16 protein-coding genes and 1 riboswitch are annotated in these 21164 nt (G+C 63.0%); of the genes, 5 read left to right on the top strand and 11 right to left on the bottom strand.

The window, feature by feature from the left end; translation table 11 throughout:
• Positions 1 to 188 precede the first annotated feature (188 nt).
• From ACVWZA_RS16525 to ACVWZA_RS16510, 4 genes are all read left to right on the top strand, one after another.
• Positions 189 to 512, top strand: coding sequence for a hypothetical protein (locus ACVWZA_RS16525; protein ID WP_457312359.1), 324 nt, complete (start codon positions 189 to 191; stop codon positions 510 to 512).
• A gap of 251 nt (positions 513 to 763) precedes the next feature.
• Complete coding sequence (locus ACVWZA_RS16520; RefSeq protein WP_457312358.1) at positions 764 to 1093, top strand: ArsR/SmtB family transcription factor; 330 nt, start codon at positions 764 to 766, stop codon at positions 1091 to 1093.
• A complete protein-coding gene (locus ACVWZA_RS16515; protein WP_457312356.1) occupies positions 1090 to 1536 on the top strand; it encodes an SRPBCC family protein in 447 nt (148 codons plus the stop codon). The genes ACVWZA_RS16520 and ACVWZA_RS16515 overlap by 4 nt, the downstream gene beginning before the upstream one ends.
• Entirely contained in the window at positions 1529 to 2050 is a 522-nt protein-coding gene (locus tag ACVWZA_RS16510) for an SRPBCC family protein (protein WP_457312355.1), read from the top strand. The genes ACVWZA_RS16515 and ACVWZA_RS16510 overlap by 8 nt, the downstream gene beginning before the upstream one ends.
• 308 nt (positions 2051 to 2358) lie before the next feature.
• Here the strand turns inward: ACVWZA_RS16510 and ACVWZA_RS16505 are convergent, their stop codons facing one another.
• The 11 genes from ACVWZA_RS16505 to ACVWZA_RS16455 all read right to left on the bottom strand — a co-directional run bounded on the left by ACVWZA_RS16505 (position 2359) and on the right by ACVWZA_RS16455 (position 18200).
• Positions 2359 to 3555 (bottom strand): acetyl-CoA C-acyltransferase, encoded by a 1197-nt coding sequence (locus tag ACVWZA_RS16505; RefSeq protein WP_457312354.1) that lies wholly within the window; start codon positions 3553 to 3555, stop codon positions 2359 to 2361.
• A gap of 68 nt (positions 3556 to 3623) precedes the next feature.
• Positions 3624 to 4970, bottom strand: coding sequence for a GH1 family beta-glucosidase (locus tag ACVWZA_RS16500; protein ID WP_457312353.1), 1347 nt, complete (start codon positions 4968 to 4970; stop codon positions 3624 to 3626).
• Between the two features lie 76 nt (positions 4971 to 5046).
• Positions 5047 to 5181, bottom strand: coding sequence for a hypothetical protein (locus ACVWZA_RS16495; RefSeq protein WP_457312352.1), 135 nt, complete (start codon positions 5179 to 5181; stop codon positions 5047 to 5049).
• Positions 5178 to 8348, bottom strand: a complete 3171-nt coding sequence (locus ACVWZA_RS16490; RefSeq protein WP_457312351.1) for a discoidin domain-containing protein — start codon at positions 8346 to 8348, stop codon at positions 5178 to 5180. Before ACVWZA_RS16490 ends, ACVWZA_RS16495 begins: the two co-directional genes overlap by 4 nt.
• Positions 8345 to 9172 carry a carbohydrate ABC transporter permease gene (locus tag ACVWZA_RS16485; protein WP_457312350.1) on the bottom strand — a complete coding sequence of 276 codons (828 nt, stop codon included), beginning with the start codon at positions 9170 to 9172 and terminating at the stop codon, positions 8345 to 8347. Before ACVWZA_RS16485 ends, ACVWZA_RS16490 begins: the two co-directional genes overlap by 4 nt.
• On the bottom strand, positions 9169 to 10047 hold the full coding sequence (locus tag ACVWZA_RS16480) for a carbohydrate ABC transporter permease (protein WP_457312349.1): 879 nt from the start codon (positions 10045 to 10047) through the stop codon (positions 9169 to 9171). Before ACVWZA_RS16480 ends, ACVWZA_RS16485 begins: the two co-directional genes overlap by 4 nt.
• Positions 10048 to 10081: 34 nt before the next feature.
• Entirely contained in the window at positions 10082 to 11329 is a 1248-nt protein-coding gene (locus ACVWZA_RS16475; RefSeq protein ID WP_457312348.1) for a sugar ABC transporter substrate-binding protein, read from the bottom strand.
• Between the two features lie 101 nt (positions 11330 to 11430).
• Positions 11431 to 12843 carry a glucoamylase family protein gene (locus tag ACVWZA_RS16470; protein ID WP_457312347.1) on the bottom strand — a complete coding sequence of 471 codons (1413 nt, stop codon included), beginning with the start codon at positions 12841 to 12843 and terminating at the stop codon, positions 11431 to 11433.
• 87 nt (positions 12844 to 12930) lie between these two features.
• A complete protein-coding gene (locus ACVWZA_RS16465) occupies positions 12931 to 15879 on the bottom strand; it encodes a TonB-dependent receptor (protein WP_457312346.1) in 2949 nt (982 codons plus the stop codon).
• Positions 15876 to 16925, bottom strand: coding sequence for a LacI family DNA-binding transcriptional regulator (locus ACVWZA_RS16460; RefSeq protein WP_457312345.1), 1050 nt, complete (start codon positions 16923 to 16925; stop codon positions 15876 to 15878). The genes ACVWZA_RS16465 and ACVWZA_RS16460 overlap by 4 nt, the downstream gene beginning before the upstream one ends.
• A 165-nt stretch (positions 16926 to 17090) precedes the next feature.
• Positions 17091 to 18200 (bottom strand): ABC transporter ATP-binding protein, encoded by a 1110-nt coding sequence (locus tag ACVWZA_RS16455; RefSeq protein WP_457312344.1) that lies wholly within the window; start codon positions 18198 to 18200, stop codon positions 17091 to 17093.
• Between the two features lie 210 nt (positions 18201 to 18410).
• Positions 18411 to 18636: riboswitch (cobalamin riboswitch) on the top strand.
• A 141-nt stretch (positions 18637 to 18777) separates the two neighbouring features.
• Here ACVWZA_RS16455 and metE point away from each other — a divergent pair.
• Positions 18778 to 21081, top strand: coding sequence for a 5-methyltetrahydropteroyltriglutamate--homocysteine S-methyltransferase (gene metE, locus ACVWZA_RS16450; protein WP_457312343.1), 2304 nt, complete (start codon positions 18778 to 18780; stop codon positions 21079 to 21081).
• The last annotated feature ends 83 nt before the right edge of the window (positions 21082 to 21164 follow it).

The following is a 21164-nucleotide window of genomic DNA, read 5'->3' as shown; positions in this document are numbered from 1 at the left end:
GCACAACCGAGCCCGTCTCCACTATCCGCTCAAACAAATGGACCCCGCGCGCCTCAACGCGCGGATCGCCAACTCCAAGCCGTTCCATGCCAATCACCAATCCATCACCGGATCAATGAATCAGCTTATTACAAACTTGAATACCCACTTCCGTGCATCCGGTAGGCCGCTGGGTGAGTCCGCGATCGATGCTCCGTACCGCCCGCCGCTGGCTCGCCCGCTACCGTGCCGATGGTCCGGCAGGGCTGGCACGTCCGACCCGACCAGAAGCCGGCAAGCGCACCTTCCCGAAAGAACTGGTGGAATTGGTCGAAGGCATGGCGCTGCTCAAACCGCCGCCATCGATCGTGACCATCCATCGGCGTCTCGCCGGCATCGTCAGTGAATGGGAATGGCGGATGCCGTCCTATGGCAGCGTGCGCGATATCGTGCGACGGATCAACGGACTGAACGCCATCGCCGACGACGTGGTGGAAGCCGCGCGCGGCACCCTCTTGATCGATGTCACTTAGCGCTGACGGAACCGTGACAATCAGCGCTGATATCTACACACCTTCCGTTCGCTTCGAGCGGAGTCGAGAAACCGTGTGTAGCATTCATGGCCTGGTTCTGGACTTCGCTCGAAACGAACGGTGGCTGTAGATCAGCCAGGCAGAAATGCGCCGGATCGTTGCGGCTGGGGAACTTGCACTCGCTCCGATCTCCGCAAAATTATTAAACCGGCCGGTTGACAATCAAACGGCTGCCATCGATATACAACCACATGGTTGAACGACTCGACGCCACTTTCGCCGCGCTCTCGGACCCGACGCGCCGCGCCATGCTCGCCAGCCTGTCGGGTGGCGAGCGCAGTATTGGTGAACTTGCCGCACCCCATGCGATGAGCTTTGCCGGTGCTTCCAAACATGTGAAGGCGCTCGAGCGCGCCGGGCTGGTCGAACGGCGCAAGGCCGGGCGGACACAGCTTTGCCGGCTGCGCGCCGAGCCGCTGCGTGAGGCGCAGGCCTGGCTTCGGCAATGGGAGCAGTTCTGGAACAACCGCCTCGACCTGCTCGAGACGCTCATCGCCAACGACATGGAGAAAAAACCATGACGACGCCGATCATCCTTACCGTGAAACGCGATTTCGCCGCTCCGCCCGAACGCATATTCGATGCTTGGCTCGACCCCATTCAGGCCGGCAAGTTCCTGTTCGCCACGCCCGATGGCGAAATGGAAAAGGTCGAGATCGACGCCCGCGTCGGCGGCCGCGCGCTGATCGTCGAACGCCGCGCCGCCGGCGACGCCGGGCACCGGTTGAAATATGAAGTGATCGACCGCCCGCACCGGCTCGCTTTCCTGTTCGCCGCCGACCCGGCGAAGGAGGGGGAGTGGACCAGGGTGACGATCGAAATCGTCGCCACCGGCGCCGGATCGGTCCTGACGCTCACCCACGAAATGGACCCGCAATGGGCCGGCTATAAGGACCAGACCCGCCAGGGCTGGACGATGATCCTCGATAACCTCGCTACCCTGATGGAGAAGACCGATGATTGATTTTGCACGCACCGACGCCGACACGATCCGTATGGAGCGCACGCTTGATGCGCCGATCGAGACGGTCTGGCGCTGGCTGGTCGAACCCGAATTGCGCGCGCAATGGTTCGCCGGCGGCAAGACCGGCACGCGGGTCGGTGGAGAGATAGAACTTGCCTTCGACCATGATAATCTGTCGACCGACGACGTGCCCTATCCTGAGAAATATAAGGCCGGAAAGGGATATGTCGCGCATGAGAAGATCGTCGCTTACGATCCGCCGTGCCGGCTCGTCTTCAGCTGGGATGGCGGTAAGGAAGGCGTTGCCACCTTCGACCTGTCACCCGATGGCGACCGCACCAGGCTGGTGCTGACGCACAACGGGATCAGCGGCCCCGCCGCAATGGCCAATTTCGGCGGCGGCTGGCACTCGCATCTCGCCGTGTTGCAAACGAAACTGGCGGGCGGCACGGTGCGCGACTTCTGGGCGTTGCACGTCGAGTCGATCGCTGCGGTGGAAAAAGCGCTTGCCTGATTTTTCAGGAGGACTATGCGCTTCTTCCTATGCTCGCGCCGACGCTGTGATTCTGCATAACTATCTGATATACAGCAACATAATAACGTCAGCCTCTCGCTGAGGCGACGGCCGGAGATATGTCACATATCGGTGTGACATATCTCCGGCTGCTCGTCCCCCCAACAATCCTGTCGACGGTGGCGATTCAACCACGGCACAGAATCTGGAAGTCATCTCTTGCCGGACTGAAACCGGCTCGCTCTTTCTTATTGTCGGAACGCCATTGTCCCAAGGTACCAGCGCAGGGGATCGCGCATTCGCGAACCTCAGACGATCTCGAACAGCCCCGCCGCGCCCATGCCGCCGGCAGTGCACATCGACACCACGACATAACGAACACCACGCTTCCTGCCCTCGATCAGCGCATGGCCGACCAGCCGCGAACCGGTCATCCCGAACGGATGCCCGACCGCTATCGCGCCGCCATTGACGTTGTACTTGTCGGGATCGATGCCGAGATGGTCGCGGCAATAAAGGCATTGCGAAGCGAACGCCTCGTTCAACTCCCATAGCCCGATATCGGCCACCGAAAGCCCGGCGCGGTCGAGCAGCTTGGGGATCGCGAAGACCGGACCGATGCCCATTTCCTCGGGGCCGCAGCCCGCCGCCTGGAACCCGCGATAGATGCCGAGTATTTGCCGACCCTCGGCCTCGGCGGCCGCACGATCCATCAGGATCTGCGCCGCCGCGCCATCCGACAATTGGCTGGCATTGCCCGCGGTGATGTTGCGGCCCGGGCCGGTGAACTGGCCACCCGGCCACACCGTCTTCAGCCCCTGAAGTGCCTCGATCGTCGTGCCGGCGCGAATGCCCTCATCCTGCGACACGGTGACGGTTTCGCTGCCGGTGCGGTTGCCTTCCTTGTCGAACAGGCCTTTCTCGACCGTGATCGGCGCGATCTCCTCGACGAACGCGCCGTTCTCGATCCCGCGCGCGGCGCGCTGCTGGCTCTTTGCGGCATAGTCGTCCTGCGCCGCGCGGCTGATGCCGTAACGCTCGGCGACGATCTCGGCGGTCTCGATCATCGCGATATAGGCGGCGGGTTCCTTGTCGAGCACCGACTGGTTGACGTAGCGCGGCGCGTCCTTGGTCACGGTGAAGCTGATCGATTCCATGCCCCCGGCCAGCGCGACATCGATGTCGCCGGCGATGATCGAGCGCGCGGCGAGCGCCACCGCAGTCAAGCCGGAGCCGCATTTGCGATCGAGCGTGAAGGCCGGCACGCTTTGCGGCAGGCCGCCGGCGAAGATCGCCATGCGCCCGGCATTGCCGCCTTGCGTGCCCCATTGACCGCCGACGCCCCAGAACACATCGTCGATCCGCGCCGGATCGATCCCGGCGCGCGCGACCGCCGCGTTCATCACGTGGCCCGCCAGCACCGGCGCTTCGGTGATGTTGAACGCGCCGCGATAGGCCTTGCCGATCGGGGTACGGGCGGTGGCGACGATCGCGGCTTCACGCATGACTCTGGCCTTTCGAGATTCGGGTATGGCGGCGGCTTAAGACCGCCAGGCCGATTTGGAAAGGCCATTCAATAAAGCGTCTCTGCGTTCGTGGCGATGACCTGGGAATAGAGCCGCGCCGAATTCTTCGGCGTACGCTGCAGCGTGTCGAAATTCACATGCACGATGCCAAAGCGTTTCGAATAGCCGAGCGACCATTCGAGATTGTCGAGGAACGACCACAGCATGTAACCGCGAACATCGACGCCGCGCTCGATCGCGGTGCCGATCGCCGCGATATGCTTCTTCAGATAATCGACACGCAACGGATCATCGACCTTGCCGCCTTCCGCCATGGGCGGGTCATAAAAGGCCGCGCCATTTTCGGTGACGTAAAGCGGCAGGTCGCCATAATTGTCCTTCACCCATAACAGCACATCGGTCAGCCCTTGCGGGAAGACTTCCCAGCCGGTCGTGGTGTGGGTCGCCTGTTTCTGTTCGACCGGCCCCGCCTTGAGCGGAAAGCTGTCATCCGCCTGGGTAACGTTGCGTGTGTAGTAATTGACCCCGATGAAATCGATCGGCTGCTTTATCAGGTCGAAATCCTCCGCCGGCCAGTCGGCCCAGGCCTCGCCGAATATCTCCTTGAGCTCAGGCGGATAGCGGCCATGGATCGCCGGTTCGAGATATTGGCGGTTCATATATGCCTCCGCGCGACGCGTCGCGGCCATGTCCTCGGCGGAGCCGGACGCGGCATATTTTGGCTCGAGATTGACCACCAGTCCGATCTCGTTCTTGCCGACTTCGCGATACGTCTTCACCGCAGCGCCATGCGCGCGCATCAGATTATGGCTCGCGATCGGCGCCTCGAAGGTGTTGCGGTGCCCGGGCGCGAGCGCGCCGTGCAGGTAACCGCCATCGGTCACTACCCAGGGTTCGTTGAGCGTGACCCATTTCTTCACACGCCCGTCGAGCCGCTCGAACAGCACCCGGCCATAATCGGCGAACCAGTCGGCAATGTCGCGATTGAGCCAGCCGCCGCGATCGTCGAGGGCCACCGGCAGGTCCCAGTGATAGAGCGTGCACAGCGGCGCGATCCCGTTCTTGAGCAGGGTGTCGACCAGCCGCTCGTAGAAACCGAGCCCCGCTTCGTTCACCTGGCCGATCCCTTCGGGCAGCACCCGGCCCCAGGCGACCGAGAAGCGGTATGCCTGCAGCCCGAGCTCCTTCATCAGCGCGACATCGTCCTCCATGCGGTTGTAATGGTCGCACGCAATGTCGCCGGTATCGCCCTTCGTGGCCATCAGGCGCGGGTCGTGGCTGAAGCGCTGCCAGATGCTCGCCCCCGCACCATCGGCGAGCGGGGATCCTTCGATCTGATAGGCAGCAGTGGCGCATCCCCAGAGGAAATCGGCGGGGAAGGGCGTCTTCGTCATTTCTTGTCCTTCTTGATGTCGGTCTTGGTGGTTGGGGCGGGCACCCATGATCCGTGATTGATGACGGGATAGGTGGTCAGCGCCATGCCGCCTTGCCCGAGGAGAGATAGCCGTGCGGCAGGAACAGCTGGTACGCATAGTCGCCAGCCGCGGGGCGAACGGATGATGATGACATGGCAAGTCCCGGTGCCATAAGCGTCGCGGCGATCATCGCGATACCTCCACAATGATGGGACGCCCGGTGGCCGGGACGAGTAGCGCGCCATCGCCGAAGCTGGTCGCTTTGCCGTCGATCGTCGCGCGGCCCGGCTTGGTCTTCCACGGCCAGGGCAGCACGAACCCGCCCTTCGGCTTTGCCGTGCCACCGATGGTCACGCGCAGCATGGCCGGCGTCGCGCGCATCGTCAGGTCGAGGCTGCCATGTGGCGTGTGCAAGCCGCTGATCGACGATCCCGGCCCGTCGAGATACGCGTCCGACAGCCCCGCGCCGATCACCAGCGCACCGTCATCGGCGCGCTCATAGGCGAACATGTCGAGCGCGGCGCGGATGAAGTCTGAGGAAATCCACGCATGCGGCATGTCGCCGATGAAACGCACCTCGCGCGGCTCCTTGCCCACGACCTCCGCCCAGCCGTTCCACGCCTGTGGACGTCGATCGGCGAAGAAGAAATCGAGCATCGGATCGACTCGATCGCGCTTGCCCAGCCGGATCATCGCCGACACGTTGCGCAGTTCGTACGGCGTATAATCCTTCCACGGCTTCTTGCCGTCGCGGCGCAGCAAGAAGTCGCCCCAGTAACGATCGAACGTTCCCGCGAGCAGCACCGGATCGAGCCGCAATTGCTCACCCGCCGGGTCGAGCCCCATGGTTGTCGAGGTCGCGTCGAAATCGCCAAGACTCGTCGCGCCGGGGATGAAACCGATCTTCCAATGTGCCGCCGCCGCACCGATCGCGGCGTGCACATCGCCCTGGAACTGATCGCGATGCTGCACGATTGCTGCGGCCTCGGGCTTGCCCAGCACTTGTGCTGTATAGGCCGCATCCTTGTAGCCACGCAGCGCCCAGAAATCGTCCCACAGGCTATATTGCGCCTTGGCCGAATACCCCTCGTGACTGATCGAAGGCGGCATCAGGCCGTACAGCCATTTGTCGGTGCCCGGCGTCCGCGTCTCGACGCGCAGGCTCTCCATATAGCGCTCGGCGCCGAGGATAGCGGGCCAGTATCGCGCCAAACGCGCGGCATCCCCGGTGTAGCGATACAGCTCGGTCGCGAGGAAGATATATTCGCCGTGACTATCATTCTCCGGCACCGGATCGGCACCCTTGAAATCGACGCAGCACGGCACCTTGCCATTGGGGAAGATGTACGGCGTGTACCAGTCGGCATAGGCCGACACGATCTCCGGCTGGGCGAGGCGCAGCAATCCTTCGGAGATCATCGCCCCGTCGCGGATCCACGACCGCGCATAGCTGCGCGTGCCGGGCCGCAGCATCGGCCCGTCGCGGCTCATCAGAATGTGCGCGAGACTGCTCCGCACCGTGTCGGCCAGCGCCTGTTTCGCTGGCGGCACTGTGATCGCGACCCGGTCGAGCCGCTCGCGCCAATAGGCACGCGTGGCGCTCTCGGTCGCGTCGAATGCTGCAGCGTTGGCGACGGCGGAGAACGGTTTGCCCGGCGTCGAAGCGGCGACATAGATGGCGCGCGATTCGCCCGGTGCCAGCGCGATGTCATAGGTCAACGCGGCCGACGCGAGACCTGTCTCATCCTCAACCGTTTCCCTGGCCTTCGCCGGGGAAGCACTAGTTGAAAGCGCGCCGCCCGAATCGAAGAGCGCGACCTTCACATCCGTCGGTGTCGCCAATGGTTGCACCACCGTGACCGGCGCACCGGTATCGCTCGCGCCGCTCACCTCCAGCTTGCCGTCGCGCCACGACAGCCGGGAAATCTCACTCACCCCGCCGCGCTGGCTGAGGAATTGCGCGGGTGGATTGACCTGAAACGGGCGCACCGCCAGCACGAGCTTCGTCTTGACTGGCGCTGAGCTTTTGTTGCGCAACATATAGCGCAGCATCATCCGCCCGTCGCGCACAGCAGGATCGGAAAATGCCCGCGTTTCGAGCGTCCAGCCCGAGGCATTCCATGTCACCGACGGGATTGGCAAATAGCCATCCGCCAGGCTCGGTATCGCCTTCACATCGGCCCAGCTAAAGCGCTTGCCATCGACCTCGACGAACGGCTCAATCGAGAAACTGCCCTTGCCGGTCTCGACCGCGCCATCCTCGCCGATCAGGCCCGATGCCGTGCCGCCATCGGTGCCGATCAGCGTCCAGTAACTTTGCTTGCCCGAAAATCCGCGCGGGTAGCTGCCGCGCGGCGCGTCCCTGGCGAGCGAGGCGATAAAGGCATTGGGCGTCGCCGCCCAGTCGAGCGGTTTCACTTCGATCTCGGCCAGCCGCGCCCGGCCGCCCGGCACGATGCGCAGATAGCGCGCCTCACTCTCCGGGAGCGCGATCGGGTCGTCGCCGCCATCGCTCGCCACGACCGAGCGGCGCAGATCCCAGGCACTGCCGTCGATCGACGTCTCGATGCGATAATCGGGCGGCGGACTCGCCCAGCGCAGCACGACACCGCCGAACTCCTTCGCTCCGCCGAAATCGATCGTCAGCGGCGCCTTGCCCGTCCAGGCGCTCGCGAGCTTGCCGTCCATCGCCAGCGCGGCATCGCCATCGGGCGCGCTGAGCTTCGGCGCGGGCAGGGCGGCGGCGACCGCAGGCAGCTCCGTCAGGTCGAGCTGGTCGATGTCGACGCTGCCCTTGCCGCCATCCTTGCCGCGACTGACGACGAACTCGATCGACGCCGCCTGGCGCAGTATTTTGTCGTTCGTGGGCCCCCAGGCGAACTCGACGTCACGCTTGCGGAAGGTAAGCCTCTGCCAGCCCGGCTTCAGCGGGATATCGGGCCGCGACACCCACCAGACATTCTCGCCACTCGCATCGACCAGCTTGAATTCGAGATTGTTGACGCCGCCGGTCCAGCGCACCCACAGGCTGATCGCGTAATTCTCCGGCAGGGTGATCGGCAACGGCCGCCGGACATAGGCATAGCCCGACACCTTGGCGAAATCCCAGTCGAGCCGCAGCGCCCTGCCGGCCTGTCCGGCGATGCTCGATACAGTGGCGGAAACGCCATCGGATGCCTTGGCTTGCCACGGGCCGACTGCGTCCATCGGGTCCAGCATCCCACCCCGGTCGCCCTGAGCTTGTCGAAGGGCCTCTTTCGCGGTCGAAGGGGCGATCGGCGCCTCGACAGGCTCAGCGCGAACGGAGGGTGGCGCGATGCCGCCGGCGGCAAGCAAAAGGACTGCGGTTATCCTCATCCCTTGACGCTCCCGGCGAGCAGCCCGGAAATATAGTAGCGCTGCAGCACTACGAACAGGATCAGCACCGGCAGCAAGGTCACCACGCTGCCCGCCATCATCAGCTCGAAATCCTGCACATGTTCGCGGCTGAGATTGGCCAGCGCGACCGGCAAGGTCGCCTTGTCGCCGTCATTGAGGATGATCAGCGGCCACAGGAAATCGCTCCACGACCCGAGAAAGCTGAATGTGGCCAGCGTCACCAGGATCGGCCCGAGCGAAGGCAGTACGATGACGCGGAAGATGCGGAACTCGCTGGCTCCGTCGATCCGTGCCGCCTCGAGCATCTCGTCGGGAATGGCCAACGCATATTGCCGCACCAGGAAGATGCCGAACACCGTCGCGATCGACGGCACCAGCACGCCGCCGAAGCTGTTGACCAGCCCGAGTTCCTTGCAGATCAGGAACAGCGGGATCATTGCCACCTGCGCCGGGATGACCAGGGCGGTGAGCAGAAACCGAAAGATCCGGTCGCGCCCGCGGAAATTGAGCTTGGCGAAGGCATAACCCGCCATCACGTTAAAGGTCAGCGACAGCGCGGTCGCGAGACACGCGAGCAATAGCGAGTTAGCGAAATACCGCGCCATGTCGGTCGAGGCGAACAGCGTGACGTAGTTCGTTATGGTCGGGTTGGCCGGGATCAGCGGCGGCGGGAAATGCGCCGCTTCGCCCGGCTGCATCACCGACACCGACAGCATCCATAGCAACGGCGCAACCGCGAACAGGCCGAGCAGCACCATCAGCGTGTTGGTGATCAGGGCGCCCTGTTTCGTCGGGGTCTTCATTGGTCGCTCCAGCGCTGCGACAGTTTCAGCTGGACCAGCGTGATCGCGAACAGGATGACGAACAGGACGAACGCGACCGATGTCGCGAAGCCCAGGTTCCACCATTTGAAACCCTGCTCGAACATGAAATAGAGGACCGAGACGGTGCTTTCGACCGGCCCCCCTTGCGTCATCATATAGGGTTCGGCGAACAGCTGGAAATATCCCGCCATGGTCAGGATCGACACCACCAGCATGACCGGCGCGAGCGCGGGCAGGGTGACGTGCCGGAACTGTGCCCAGCGTCCCGCGCCGTCGATCTTCGCGGCTTCGTACAGCTCCTCGGGGATGGTCTGCAGCCCGGCGAGCAGGATGATCATGTTGTAACCGAAATTCTTCCACACAGCGAAGATGACGATCGCCGGCATCGCCCAATTCGGATCGCCGAGCCAATCGACCGGATCGATCCCCAATCCGCCAAGGCCCCAGTTGATCAGCCCGTATTTGGTGTGGAGCAAATACCGCCAGATCACCGCCACCGCGACCAAAGTGGTGACGACCGGCGCGAAATAGATCGTGCGGAACAGTCCCTTGAACCGCGCCAGCTTGGAATTGATCAACAGCGCGGCGCCGAGCGACAGCGCGATCGACAACGGCACGCCGAGCACGACAAAATACAGCGTGTTGCCGAGCGCCTTCCAGAACAGCGGCGTCTTCAGCAGCGTGAGATAATTGTCGAGCCCGACGAAACGCAGATTGCGGATGTCGGCGAGCGAATAAATGTCGAAATCGGTGAAGCTCAGCACCAGAGCGGCGACCACCGGCAGGAAGAAGAACAGTCCGAGCGCGACCAGAGCAGGCGCGACGAAAATCCAGGCGGCACCCTCGCGCTTCATGCGACGAACCCGAATACGGAGAGGGCGGGCGCCATCACTTCGCCGTCCCTTGATTCAGCATCCAGCGCCTTTTGGCGAGGATCGCATCGGCCCGTTTATCCATCTCCGCCGCAGCCTGATCGACCGTCATTCGCCCATGCGCGGCGGCCTCCGCGACCAGCCGTACCTCGGTCGCGATGCGTTCCCATTCCGGCACTTTGGGAGTCGGTTTTACGCGTAGCAATTGGTCGGCAAAGGCGCGCGCATAACGGTCCTCGCGCAGCGACGGCGATGCCCAGGCGCTGCGCCGTGGCGGCAAATCGCCGGTCAGCGCGTGGAATCGGATTTGCGTCGCGGGTCGCGAGAGATACTCGATCAGCTTCCAGCTCGCCGCTTGCTTGGTCGACGCCTTGAACAACACCAGGCTCGATCCGCCCGCATTCGAACTGCCCGGACCATCGGGCCCCGGCACCGGCGCGGTCATCCAGATACCTTGTCGGGTTGCAGGCAGGCGGCGCTTGAACTCGCCGATCTGCCAGGGGCCGGTGATGTAGAAGCTGAACAACCCGCGATCGAATTCATCCCACACATTGGAGATTTCGGTGTTGGTCGCAATCGGCGCGAGCTTGTCGCGAAAGATCTCGAGATAAAAGGCCAGTGCTGCCTTGAAGCCGGCCCCGCGGAAATTGCCGTAGCGGCCACCATCGCGCAACATTTCCTGCGGCTGATTGAGCCCGAGCATAGTCAGCGGCTCATATTCGTTGAGCGGGAGGAGAGCGGCGTATTTCTGCGGCCCGACCAGTTTCTTGATCGCCCGCATCTGCGCGCGCCATTCCGCCCAGTCGCGCGGCGGATGGTCATACCCCGCCTGTTTGAGCAGGTCGCGGCGATAGAAGAGCAGCCGCGTATCGACATACCAGGGCACGCCGTACAGCGCGCCGCCGACAATGTTGGAATCCCATACGCCGGGGAAATAATCGATCCTGTCGATCGCCGGCGTCGCCGCGACACGCCGATCGAGCGGCGACAGCGCGCCGAGCGCGACGAACTCAGGCACCCAGCTATTGCCGAGCTGCGCCATGTCGGGCAGCGCGTCGCCGGCAAAGGCGGTAAGCAATTTCTCGTGCGCGGCGGTGAACGGCAATTGCTGCACCCGCACCTCGATGTCCGGATTCTCCTTTTCGAACGCCGGGATCAGCTGCCCGATCACCTCGCCCTCACGGCCCATCGCCCAGATGTTGAGTGTGGTCTTGGTGGAGGCGGGCGCGCAGCTTGCTAGGAAGAGCCCAACGAGCGCTAGCATGCCCAACTCCCCCGTTCGCTTCGAGCGAAGTCGATAGGCCAGTTCCAGGAACCGGCTTATCGACTTCGCTCGAAGCGAACGGATTTGGGAGCTTGAGACCGTCAACCCAGCCATCCGCCCTTGAACCCGGCCAGCTTCAACCCGCGCCGGATATGCGGATTCTTGCGCATCGTCGCCCAGATCATGCCAGTGCGCCAATTCTCGATCCCCAGCACGATCGGCCCCTGGTCGATCCCGAGATAATCGGGCCCGATCCAGCCTGCCTCGGGCACGACCTTGCCATGGTCGTGCCGCGCCTGCGGATCGGTCAGCGTCGGATTGAACGAATCGATAAAGCCATATTTGCCGTAGATCGCGCTGCCATATTGCCGGTGCAGCGCCTCGATCGCCGGCACCGCGATCTCCGGCGCGAAGGCGATCGAGGCTGCGGCGGCGGTCGGTGCGATCGTGCCGTCGTCACGGTCGCCCGGCCCGCGCGCGGAATAGCTGAAGAACTGACGTTCCTTGCCATCGATGGTCGTCCGGAAATCGGCCGGCCCGTCGCATGCGGTCAGGCCCCAGATATCGCCGCCATAGCCCTTGAACCCGCCCGGATTGGCCGCCGCATAGGCCTTGTGCGCATAGGTCGCGCGGCGCGTATTCTCGAAATAGTCGATGCCTTTGGCGGTCATGTAGCGATCCGCGATGCCACGGAAATCGACCCATAAATGACTATATTGGTGCACGAACAGCGGCGGATAATGGAGATAGGGCTTACCGCCCCATTTGTCGGTCCATTGCGGTTCGAAGCGCGAGGTCCATGCGTCCCAGGTCTCCGGCTCGACCGCATGGGTGGGGGACGCGAGCGCGAGCAGATAGGTCAGCAGGCCCTCGTTATAAATGTCCCAATCGCTCGGGATAAAGCCGTTCTCCGGCCGCCAGCCCATCCCGATCAGTGGCGCGCGCGGGCGGATCCAGGTCCAGTCGGCGCGGCCGTAAAGTTCCTCGGCTAGTGCGCGGATGCGTCGCTCATCGGCATCGTCGCCATCGAACCAGCTCTGCGCGAACAGCATACCGCCGAACAGCAAGGTCGTGTCGATCGTCGACAGCTCGGTGTCGCGAAAACGATGCCCGGTGTCGCGTTCGAGGAAATGGTAGAAGAAACCCTTATACCCGCCCATGCCGGTCGCGGCGGGCCCCTGCGGCAGCGCCGCGAAATATTCCAATGTAGTCAGCGTCCGCGCGCGTGCTTCGGTCCGTGTGATCCAGCCATTGACCACACCGACCGGATAAGCGGTCAGCGCGAAACCCACCGCGGCAATGCTGGAGAAGGATTGGGTCGGCCAGCGATCATGCGCCAGCCCGGTCTTGGGATCGGTCGTGTCCCAGAAGAAGCGAAAGGTCCGTTCCTGCAGATCGCCGATCAGCGCTGGCACGGCCGGCCCCTTGGCGATCCCCACAACCGGTGCACAACCCGCGCCGAGCGCAACCAGCGCCAACGCCGATCCGTGCAGAAGCTCGCGGCGCGTGGTCATGGGAAACTCCGTCGAATTACGCGAAACTAAAGAATCCCGGCGGCGCCCGACAAGGGGATGGGGGACGCCGCCGGTAGGGGGAGGAGGTTAGAAGCGGTAACCGGCGCGGAACTGAATGCGCCGGGGGAGGGTGAGTAGGGCGTTACCATCGGGCAATAGCGGATCGCTGGTTGAGAAAGATTCGTCGAAGTCTTTAAAGTTCTTGTTGTTGAACGCATTCAGCAGATCGACGGCAAAGCTTATTTCATGATCGCCAAAGAGTTTTTGCCGTTTTTCCAGAGAGAGATTGACTTCGCAGTACGCGAGAAATCCTCCAATGCAGTTCTTTTGGGGGTATGAATTATAGATTTTTGCTCCGCCTGGGCCGGTGTCTGTATTATCAGTGGTACGATAAGCAGTGCCGCTACCAAGTGTGGTTAGCGTGGAAAGCTGGAAACCTGCCGGCAAATCGACGACGCCGGATATGACAAGGCGATGCCTTTCGTCGCGGTCCTTGATCGGACGCCAGCCATAGCTGTCCGGTACCAAGCCATCGAGGCTGAACAGATCGTTGCCATTCTGCTCCGCTTTGGAGAAGGTGTAGGCGACGTTGAGGCCCCAGCCAGACGATTTCGTATAATTCTTATCGAGCGTGAAGTAGATCGCCTTGTAGCGAGTATCGAGGCCGTCATAGCCGATCAGGACATTCGAATAACCGAATGGCACGACCGGCGCCGTGTTGCAGCATCCACCCAGGCCATTGTTGTTTCGCGTGGCAAACAAGTGCGTATAGCCGTTGCGGCCACGGATATAGGATGCAGTCAACGATGCCTGCCAGGCACCGAATTTTTGGCGTACGCCGAGACTGGCCTGATCGTTGACTGGCGGCTTGGCATCATTCTTTACCGCAAACAGTTCGGGCAGCCCCGATGTGGATGTGTTGCGCAACGCGATCAGGCCTTCGCGGGTCAGGTAACTGTTATTCCAGAGCACCGTCGGCAGGCCGTTGCGCGGCAGTCCATCCTGGGAGAAACGGAATACCCCGACCGGATTCAGACGGCGAGCGAGTTCATCGACGGTGTTGCTGAAATTATTGCGATCGTAATAGCGACCGACCCCGCCAAAGATGACCGTAGATTGGTCGCCCTTGATATCATACGAGAAGCCGAATCGCGGTGCGAATGCCCCCTTGAACGGCGGGCGATTATGACCATCGGTAATGTAATTTTCGGGATCGAAGTAGAAGGTCTTGGGCAAAGCACGAAGTGCAGCAGCTGCACTGGCCGGCGTTATATATTCGTTGGCAAAACCGTTCGTCTCGTAATCCCAACGCAGGCCGATATTCAGCAGCAATTTGTCGGTGACATTCCAGTCATCCTGCAGATACAGACCTACCTGCGTATTCGAAGATTTGATCAAAGAGTTTCCGAGGCCTAGCCGAGCTTCTGCGGGAAAGCTGAAATTCAGATCGTCGGTCGGTGTCGGGGTGCCTCGGTCGTCACTGAAGAATGTATATCGCGGTTGAATATATGCCTGATTATCGAAGTCGATATCGGTTACTTCTACGCGCGCGCCGAATTTGAACGTATGGCCATCAATACCAGAATAGGTGAAATCGTCGCGGATCGTGTAGCCTTGTTGCAACTCGCGGCGACTTGAATCCTTGCCGCCGATTGTCAGCACGCCGGCATATTCACGGGATGGCAATTCGGGGTTCAGCGACACTGGGTTGAATTCATAATTCAAATAGTTAGCATTGAATTCATTGACAAATTTATCGCCGGTGTAAGTCCATTTGAACTGATAGGTATCTATGGTGTTAAGCTTGTTTTCGGCTGCCTCAAAAGAGGTGTTGCCACCAAAGTTTTGGATATCGCTTTCTTGACGACGACTGAACGACAGATCAAATACCTGCCGCTCATCGGGGGTCAATGTCAGCTTGCCAAAGTAAAAGTCACCGCGAAACGGGCTAACAAAAGATCCCTCAAAGTCGCTAATAGGACGACCGGTACTGGCTTCGAACGCTGTCCGTAACGCGGGGCTGCCGCCCGCATTCACATTGAAAGCGCGATCTTGGTCATTGCCTTCGTAGGTACCAAAAAAGAACAGCTTGTCCTTTATGATCGGTCCACCCAGCGATATACCGTATTGCTTACGAGAGAATTTTGGCTCCGGACGATTGTCGCGCTTGTTGAAATAGTCTTTCTCGGCTAACCCTTTTCCGGTATATTGACCAAACACCTCGCCATGAAAATCATTGGTGCCCGATTTTGTTACAGCGGTGATGATCGCAGCGCCGGCCTGCTCATATTCGGCTTTGTAATTCTGGGTAAGAACGCGGAATTCCTGTACCGCTAGCTGGCCGAATGGATTGCCCCGGCTATTCTGCTGACCGGCGACGCCGCCTTCGCGCAGCTTGTTCTTCAACGAAACGCCATCGATGAACACATTGACCTGACTGCCGGTCGATGCGCCCGAAGTGAACCCCTTGCCATTCTCGCTGTCATTGTAGCGCACGCCCGGTGCCAGCGCCGCGAAGGAGAGGAAGTTACGGTCAGTCTGTGGCAGAGATCGAATCTGCTGCTGGCTGACATTGGTCGCGACTTCGCTCGTTCGGCTTTCGACCAGCGAGCCGGCGGTCACAACAATGTCGCCGCTACCGCTGTCTTCCGTCGCAGACGGTGTACCCGCATCGGCCACCGCCGCGCCCAGCGTCACGTTAAGGCTAGCACTCTGACCGATCCCGACGCTGATGCGCTGCTTCTTCTCGGTACCATCGGCACCGGTCACCGTCATGTCATACGACGCCGGCCGCAGGCCGTTGAGCCCATAATTGCCGTTCGCATCGGTCGTCGCCCGAAACGTCTGGTTAGTCCCCGTATTGACCGCCGTCACGGTCGCGCCGCTGACCGGTGCGCCGTCCGCGCCCGTCACCTGGCCGCGCACCGATGCGGTCGTGGTCTGCGCCGCCGCCGGCGCCGCCATCATCGACATGCCGCCAAGGATGGTCGTCGTGACCAAGGCGGCCCGTAGCCCTGCTTTCATGAACCCGTTCATACTACTCTCCCCTGCGTCCGATTTTTCGGACCCGTTATTGATGCGGTGGTGTCGCCGCGCGCGCGGGACGCGCGCACGACGAGTTCTGGTGTCAGAAATTCGGCTGTCGCCTCGGGCGCTTCGTCCGCCTCTATCGTTGCGACCAGCCGTTCGAGTGCGCTTTCGCCGAGCTGGGCGATATGGACGCGCATCGTGCTGAGCCCGGGCGTGACGTAACGCGCGATTGGCACATCGTCGAAACCGACGATCGCGACGTCCCCGGGAATATCGACGCCGGTATCGGCCAGCGCGATCATGCAGCCGATCGCCATGATGTCGTTGGCGGAAAACACGCCGTCCACACCGCGACCGGCAAGATCGGCCGCAGCGGCGATTCCGGCCTCCTCGCTGAAATCGCCGGCCAGCACGATCGGATCACGATCGCCGAGCATTTCGGCCACCGCTTCGCGAAAGCCCAGCGCGCGCTCGTCGGCATCGGCATTGCCCACCGGTCCGGCGAGGTGAGCGATGCGCTTGCACCCTTGCGCGACAAGATGCGCGACGGCGGCGTGCGCGCCGGCCTGGTTGTCGATCGCGATCGACGCATGGCGCGCGCCCTCGATCCGACCGTTCATCACCACAGCGGGCAACCCCTTGGGCAGATTATGCGCCAGGAAATCGGCATCTAGCTGCGGCGACATGACCAGCAGCCCATCGACTCGTCCGCGCATCGCGCGCAGCGCCGCGGCGGTCTCCTGCGCGCTACCATGCATGTTCGACAGCAACAGCTGCAGCCCGCGGCGGTGCGCGGCATAATCGATGCCGCGAATGATCTCGGAAAAGAATTCGCCGAACAGATCGGGCAGCACCACGCCGATCGTGTTCGAGCGTCTGGTCGAAAGACTCCGCGCGCCAAGGTGCGGGACATAGTTGAGCGCATCGGCGGCCTCGATCACCCGTGCGCGGGTCGCCGCGGTCACGCTGGCATGACCGTTGAGCGCGCGCGATGCGGACGCGACCGATACCGACGCGGTGCGCGCAACATCCCTGATCGTGGCGGTGGGCATTGCCCCTTCAGTCCCTCTCGCTACGGGCCGGCCCCGGATCATCCGGCGACACGGTACGGTGGTCGGCCTGCGTTCTCGCGACGCGTGTAACCGGTTCCACGGGAATTGTGTAACCGGTTACACGGAGCGCTGCCAGCGTTATTTAAGAGGGAGTGCTCCGGTCCATCAGGCGGCGGCGCTGGCCGCTTCTGCCCGTGGCCGGGCCAGCGCCTTGCCCTCGGCATCGAACAGATAAAGATGCTCGATGGGCAGGCCGACCGCGATGGTCGCATCGACCGCCGGCCGCTCGGGCAAGGCGCAAGTCAGCGGCTCGTCCAGCCCGGCAAGGTCGAGATATCCGAAATGTGCACTGCCCAGCGATTCGACGAAACGCACGACCGCCTCGATCCGGTTGACCTCCCCACCGATCGCGAAATGCTCCGGCCGGATGCCCAATGTTACCGCCGCGCCCGGTGCCAGCCGGCTCGCGTCGATCGCGGCATGGATTTCGGTCCCACCCGCCAGTCGCACCACGGCGCCCCCCGGCGAATTCGACGTCAGGACCGCCGGTAGCAAATTCATCTTCGGCGATCCGATAAACCCCGCGACGAAGATCGTGTCGGGATGCGCATAGAGTTCGGCCGGGGTGCCGACCTGCTCGATCCGGCCCGCCGACAAGACGACGATGCGGCCGGCCAGGGTCATCGCCTCGACCTGGTCGTGCGTGACATAGATCATCGTCGTGCCGAGCGTCTTGTGCAGCCCGGCGAATTCATACCGCATGCGCACACGCAGTGCCGCGTCGAGATTGGACAGCGGCTCGTCGAACAGGAACACTTGCGGCTGTCGCACGATCGCGCGGCCGATCGCGACGCGTTGCCGCTGACCGCCCGATAATTGCTTCGGCTTGCGGTCGAGCAGATGGCCGATATCGAGCGTCGCCGCCGCCGCCTCGACCGCCGCGTCGATCTCCGCTCGCGGCAGGCGTTGCAGCTTCAGCCCAAAGGCGAGATTCTCGCGCACGTTCATATGCGGGTAGAGCGCATAGGATTGGAACACCATCGCGATGCCGCGATCCGCCGGCGCCACGTTGTTGACCACGCGCCCGCCGATCGACACCTCGCCCGCGCTCACATCCTCGAGCCCGGCGATGACCCGCAACAGGGTCGATTTGCCGCAACCGGAGGGGCCGACGAACACGACGAACTCGCCGTCCGCGATCTCCAGGTCGATGTCGAGCAGCACCTCGGTCGTCCCGAAGGATTTGGATGCGCCCGTCAGCCGCACGTCCGCCATTCAGCCTCTCCCGCCGACGCTGATCGCCGGTCTCAGATGCTCCAAGTAACCGGTTACATGATGGAGCGCCATCCCAAGCCGAGATGGCCTGAAGTGATCAGGCCGTCGGAAACGCCTTGCCCAACCGGAGAAGAGCGATGAGCCGAGTCGACCTACTCATAACAATATAAAGATATCTTTATATCATGCTTGACGCCGCCATCATTCGCTGGGATGATGATGTGTCGAGGTTCTCCGCGGACATGTCGTTCGTGGAGCTAAGACGGGAAGCCGGTGCGGCCATGGAGTGATCCACGACCAATGCCGGCGCTGCCCCCGCAACTGTAAGCGGCGAGCGGCGGCCACCCAAGTGTCACTGGCGGTGCGAACCGCCGGGAAGGCCAGGCCGACGTGACGACCCGCGAGCCAGGATACCTGCCTCGTCGCGACGCCCCTCCCCGTGCCGGGAAGGAGCGAAGGATTACGTCCACCGGCGGGGATTCCGGGCGGGTCGCTTGCATATCGTGGCCGGGCGCTATCCGGCGCGCCTGCCCGTGTCCGCGCCCGGTTCCTCGCCCTTTATCGGGGTATGAGGAAAATGACCGTCACGACTGCCACATTGGGTTTCCCGCGCATTGGCCCGCGCCGCGAACTGAAATTCGCGCTCGAACGCTATTGGTCGGGTAAATCGAGCGAAGCCGAACTGCTCGAATCCGCCGCCGGCCTGCGCACCGCGGCCTGGGCGCGCCAGCGCGCGCTCGGCGCCGACTGGCTGCCGTCCAATGATTTTTCGCTTTACGACCATGTGCTCGACGCCAGCATGATGCTCGGCGCGATCCCCGAACGCTATGCCGCCGCCGACGGCGACGCGACGCTTGCCACCTATTTCGCGATGGCGCGCGGATCGACCGGCGACGGGGCAGGGGATTGCGGTCACGCCCATGCCCAGGGCGGCGGCGAGACCGCGCTCGAAATGACCAAATGGTTCGACACCAATTATCACTACATGGTCCCCGAACTGGTCGCCGGACAACGTCTCGCGCTCGGGTCGGCCAAGATCGTCGACGATTATCGCGAGGCGAAGGCGCAGGGGTTCGAGACTCGCCCGGTGCTGCTCGGCCCGGTCACATGGCTGTCGCTGGCCAAGGGTCGCGATGTCGATCCGTTCGACTTTCTCGATCAGGTCGTCGGCCTGTACGGCGCGGTGCTCAGCCAGCTTTCCGCCGCCGGCGCCGAATGGGTGCAGATCGATGAGCCGTGCCTGGTGCTCGACCTCAACTATCGCCAGCGCCATGCGCTGGCCCAGGCCTATGCCCGATTGTCGCGCTACGGCGTGAAGCTGATGCTGACGACCTATTTCGGCGGGCTCGAGGACAATCTGCCGTTCGCGCTGACCTTGCCGGTCGCCGGCCTGCACGTCGATCTGGTGCGCGCGCCGGAACAACTCGGCGCGGTGCTTGCCGAGGCGCCGAAGAGCCTGCTCCTGTCGCTCGGTGTGATCGATGGCCGCAATATCTGGCGCGCCGATCTGCCCGCTTTGCTCGACCTGCTGGAGCCGATCGCGGCGACGCGCGACCTGATCCTCTCGCCATCCTGCTCGCTGCTCCACACCCCGATCGACCTCGCGCTCGAAACCGGCCTCGATCCGCAGGTCGCGCAATGGCTCGCTTTCGCGGTGCAGAAGATCGAGGAGCTCAGCGTCCTCAAACGCGCGCTCAATGACGGCCGCGACAGTGTCGCCGAACCGCTCGCGGCATCGGCACAGGCGGCGGCCAATCGCCGCACTTCGCCGCTGATCCATGACGCCGCCGTCGCCGCGCGCATCGCCGCGGTCACGCCCGACCTGCTACAGCGCCGCTCGGTCCATGCGCTGCGCCGGACGGAGCAACAGGCCCGCCTCGCGCTGCCGCTTTTCCCGACCACGACGATCGGCTCCTTCCCGCAAACCGCTCAGGTGCGTCAGGCCCGCTCGCAACACGGCAAAGGCGTACTCGACGATGCCGCCTATGACGCGTTCCTGCGCGAGGAGACCGAACGCGCGATCCGCTGGCAGGAGGATGTCGGGCTCGATATGCTCGTGCACGGCGAATTCGAACGCAACGACATGGTGCAATATTTCGGCGAGCAGCTCGCCGGTTTCGCCTTCACGCGCCAGGGCTGGGTGCAAAGCTACGGCTCGCGCTGCGTGCGCCCGCCGATCCTCTATGGCGACGTGTCGCGGCCGAAACCGATGACGGTCGACTGGTGGCGTTTCGCGCAAGGGCTGACCCCGCGTCCGGTAAAGGGCATGCTGACCGGCCCGGTCACCATTCTGAACTGGTCGTTCGTGCGTGACGATCAGCCGCGCAGCGCAAGCTGCCGTCAGGTCGCGCTGGCGATCCGCGACGAGGTGACCGACCTCGAAGCCGCCGGCGCCAAGGCGATCCAGATCGATGAAGCGGCCTTGCGTGAGGGCCTGCCGCTGCGGCGAAAAGACTGGCAACATTATCTCGACTGGGCGGTCGAATGTTTCCGCCTTTCCGCGGCCGGCGTGGCCGATGTGACCCAGATCCATACTCATATGTGCTATTCGGAGTTCAACGATATCCTGACGTCGATCGGCGCGATGGACGCCGATGTCATCTCGATCGAGACCGCGCGGTCGCAGATGGAGCTGCTCGCAGGCTTCGCCAGCTATCGCTATCCCGCCGATATCGGTCCGGGCGTCTATGACATCCACGCCCCGCGCGTGCCCGGCTTGGATGAGATGGTCGACCTGATGCGGCTCGCCCGCACGCACCTCGACGCCGACCAGCTCTGGGTCAATCCCGACTGCGGCCTGAAGACACGCAAATGGGCGGAAGTCCGCCCCGCGATCGAAGCGATGGTCGCCGCCGCGCGGCAGCTCCGCGCCGAGGCCTGAGGTACCTGAATGCGGGGACGCGGTGCCGATTTGATCGACACTGCGTCCCCAAATTCTCCGCCAGGCAGCGCGGTGCGCACTTA

The organism is Sphingomonas sp. UYAg733, assembly GCF_054057355.1.
Note: the sequence above shows the minus strand (reverse complement) of the source record. Positions and strands in the feature narration are given on the sequence as shown.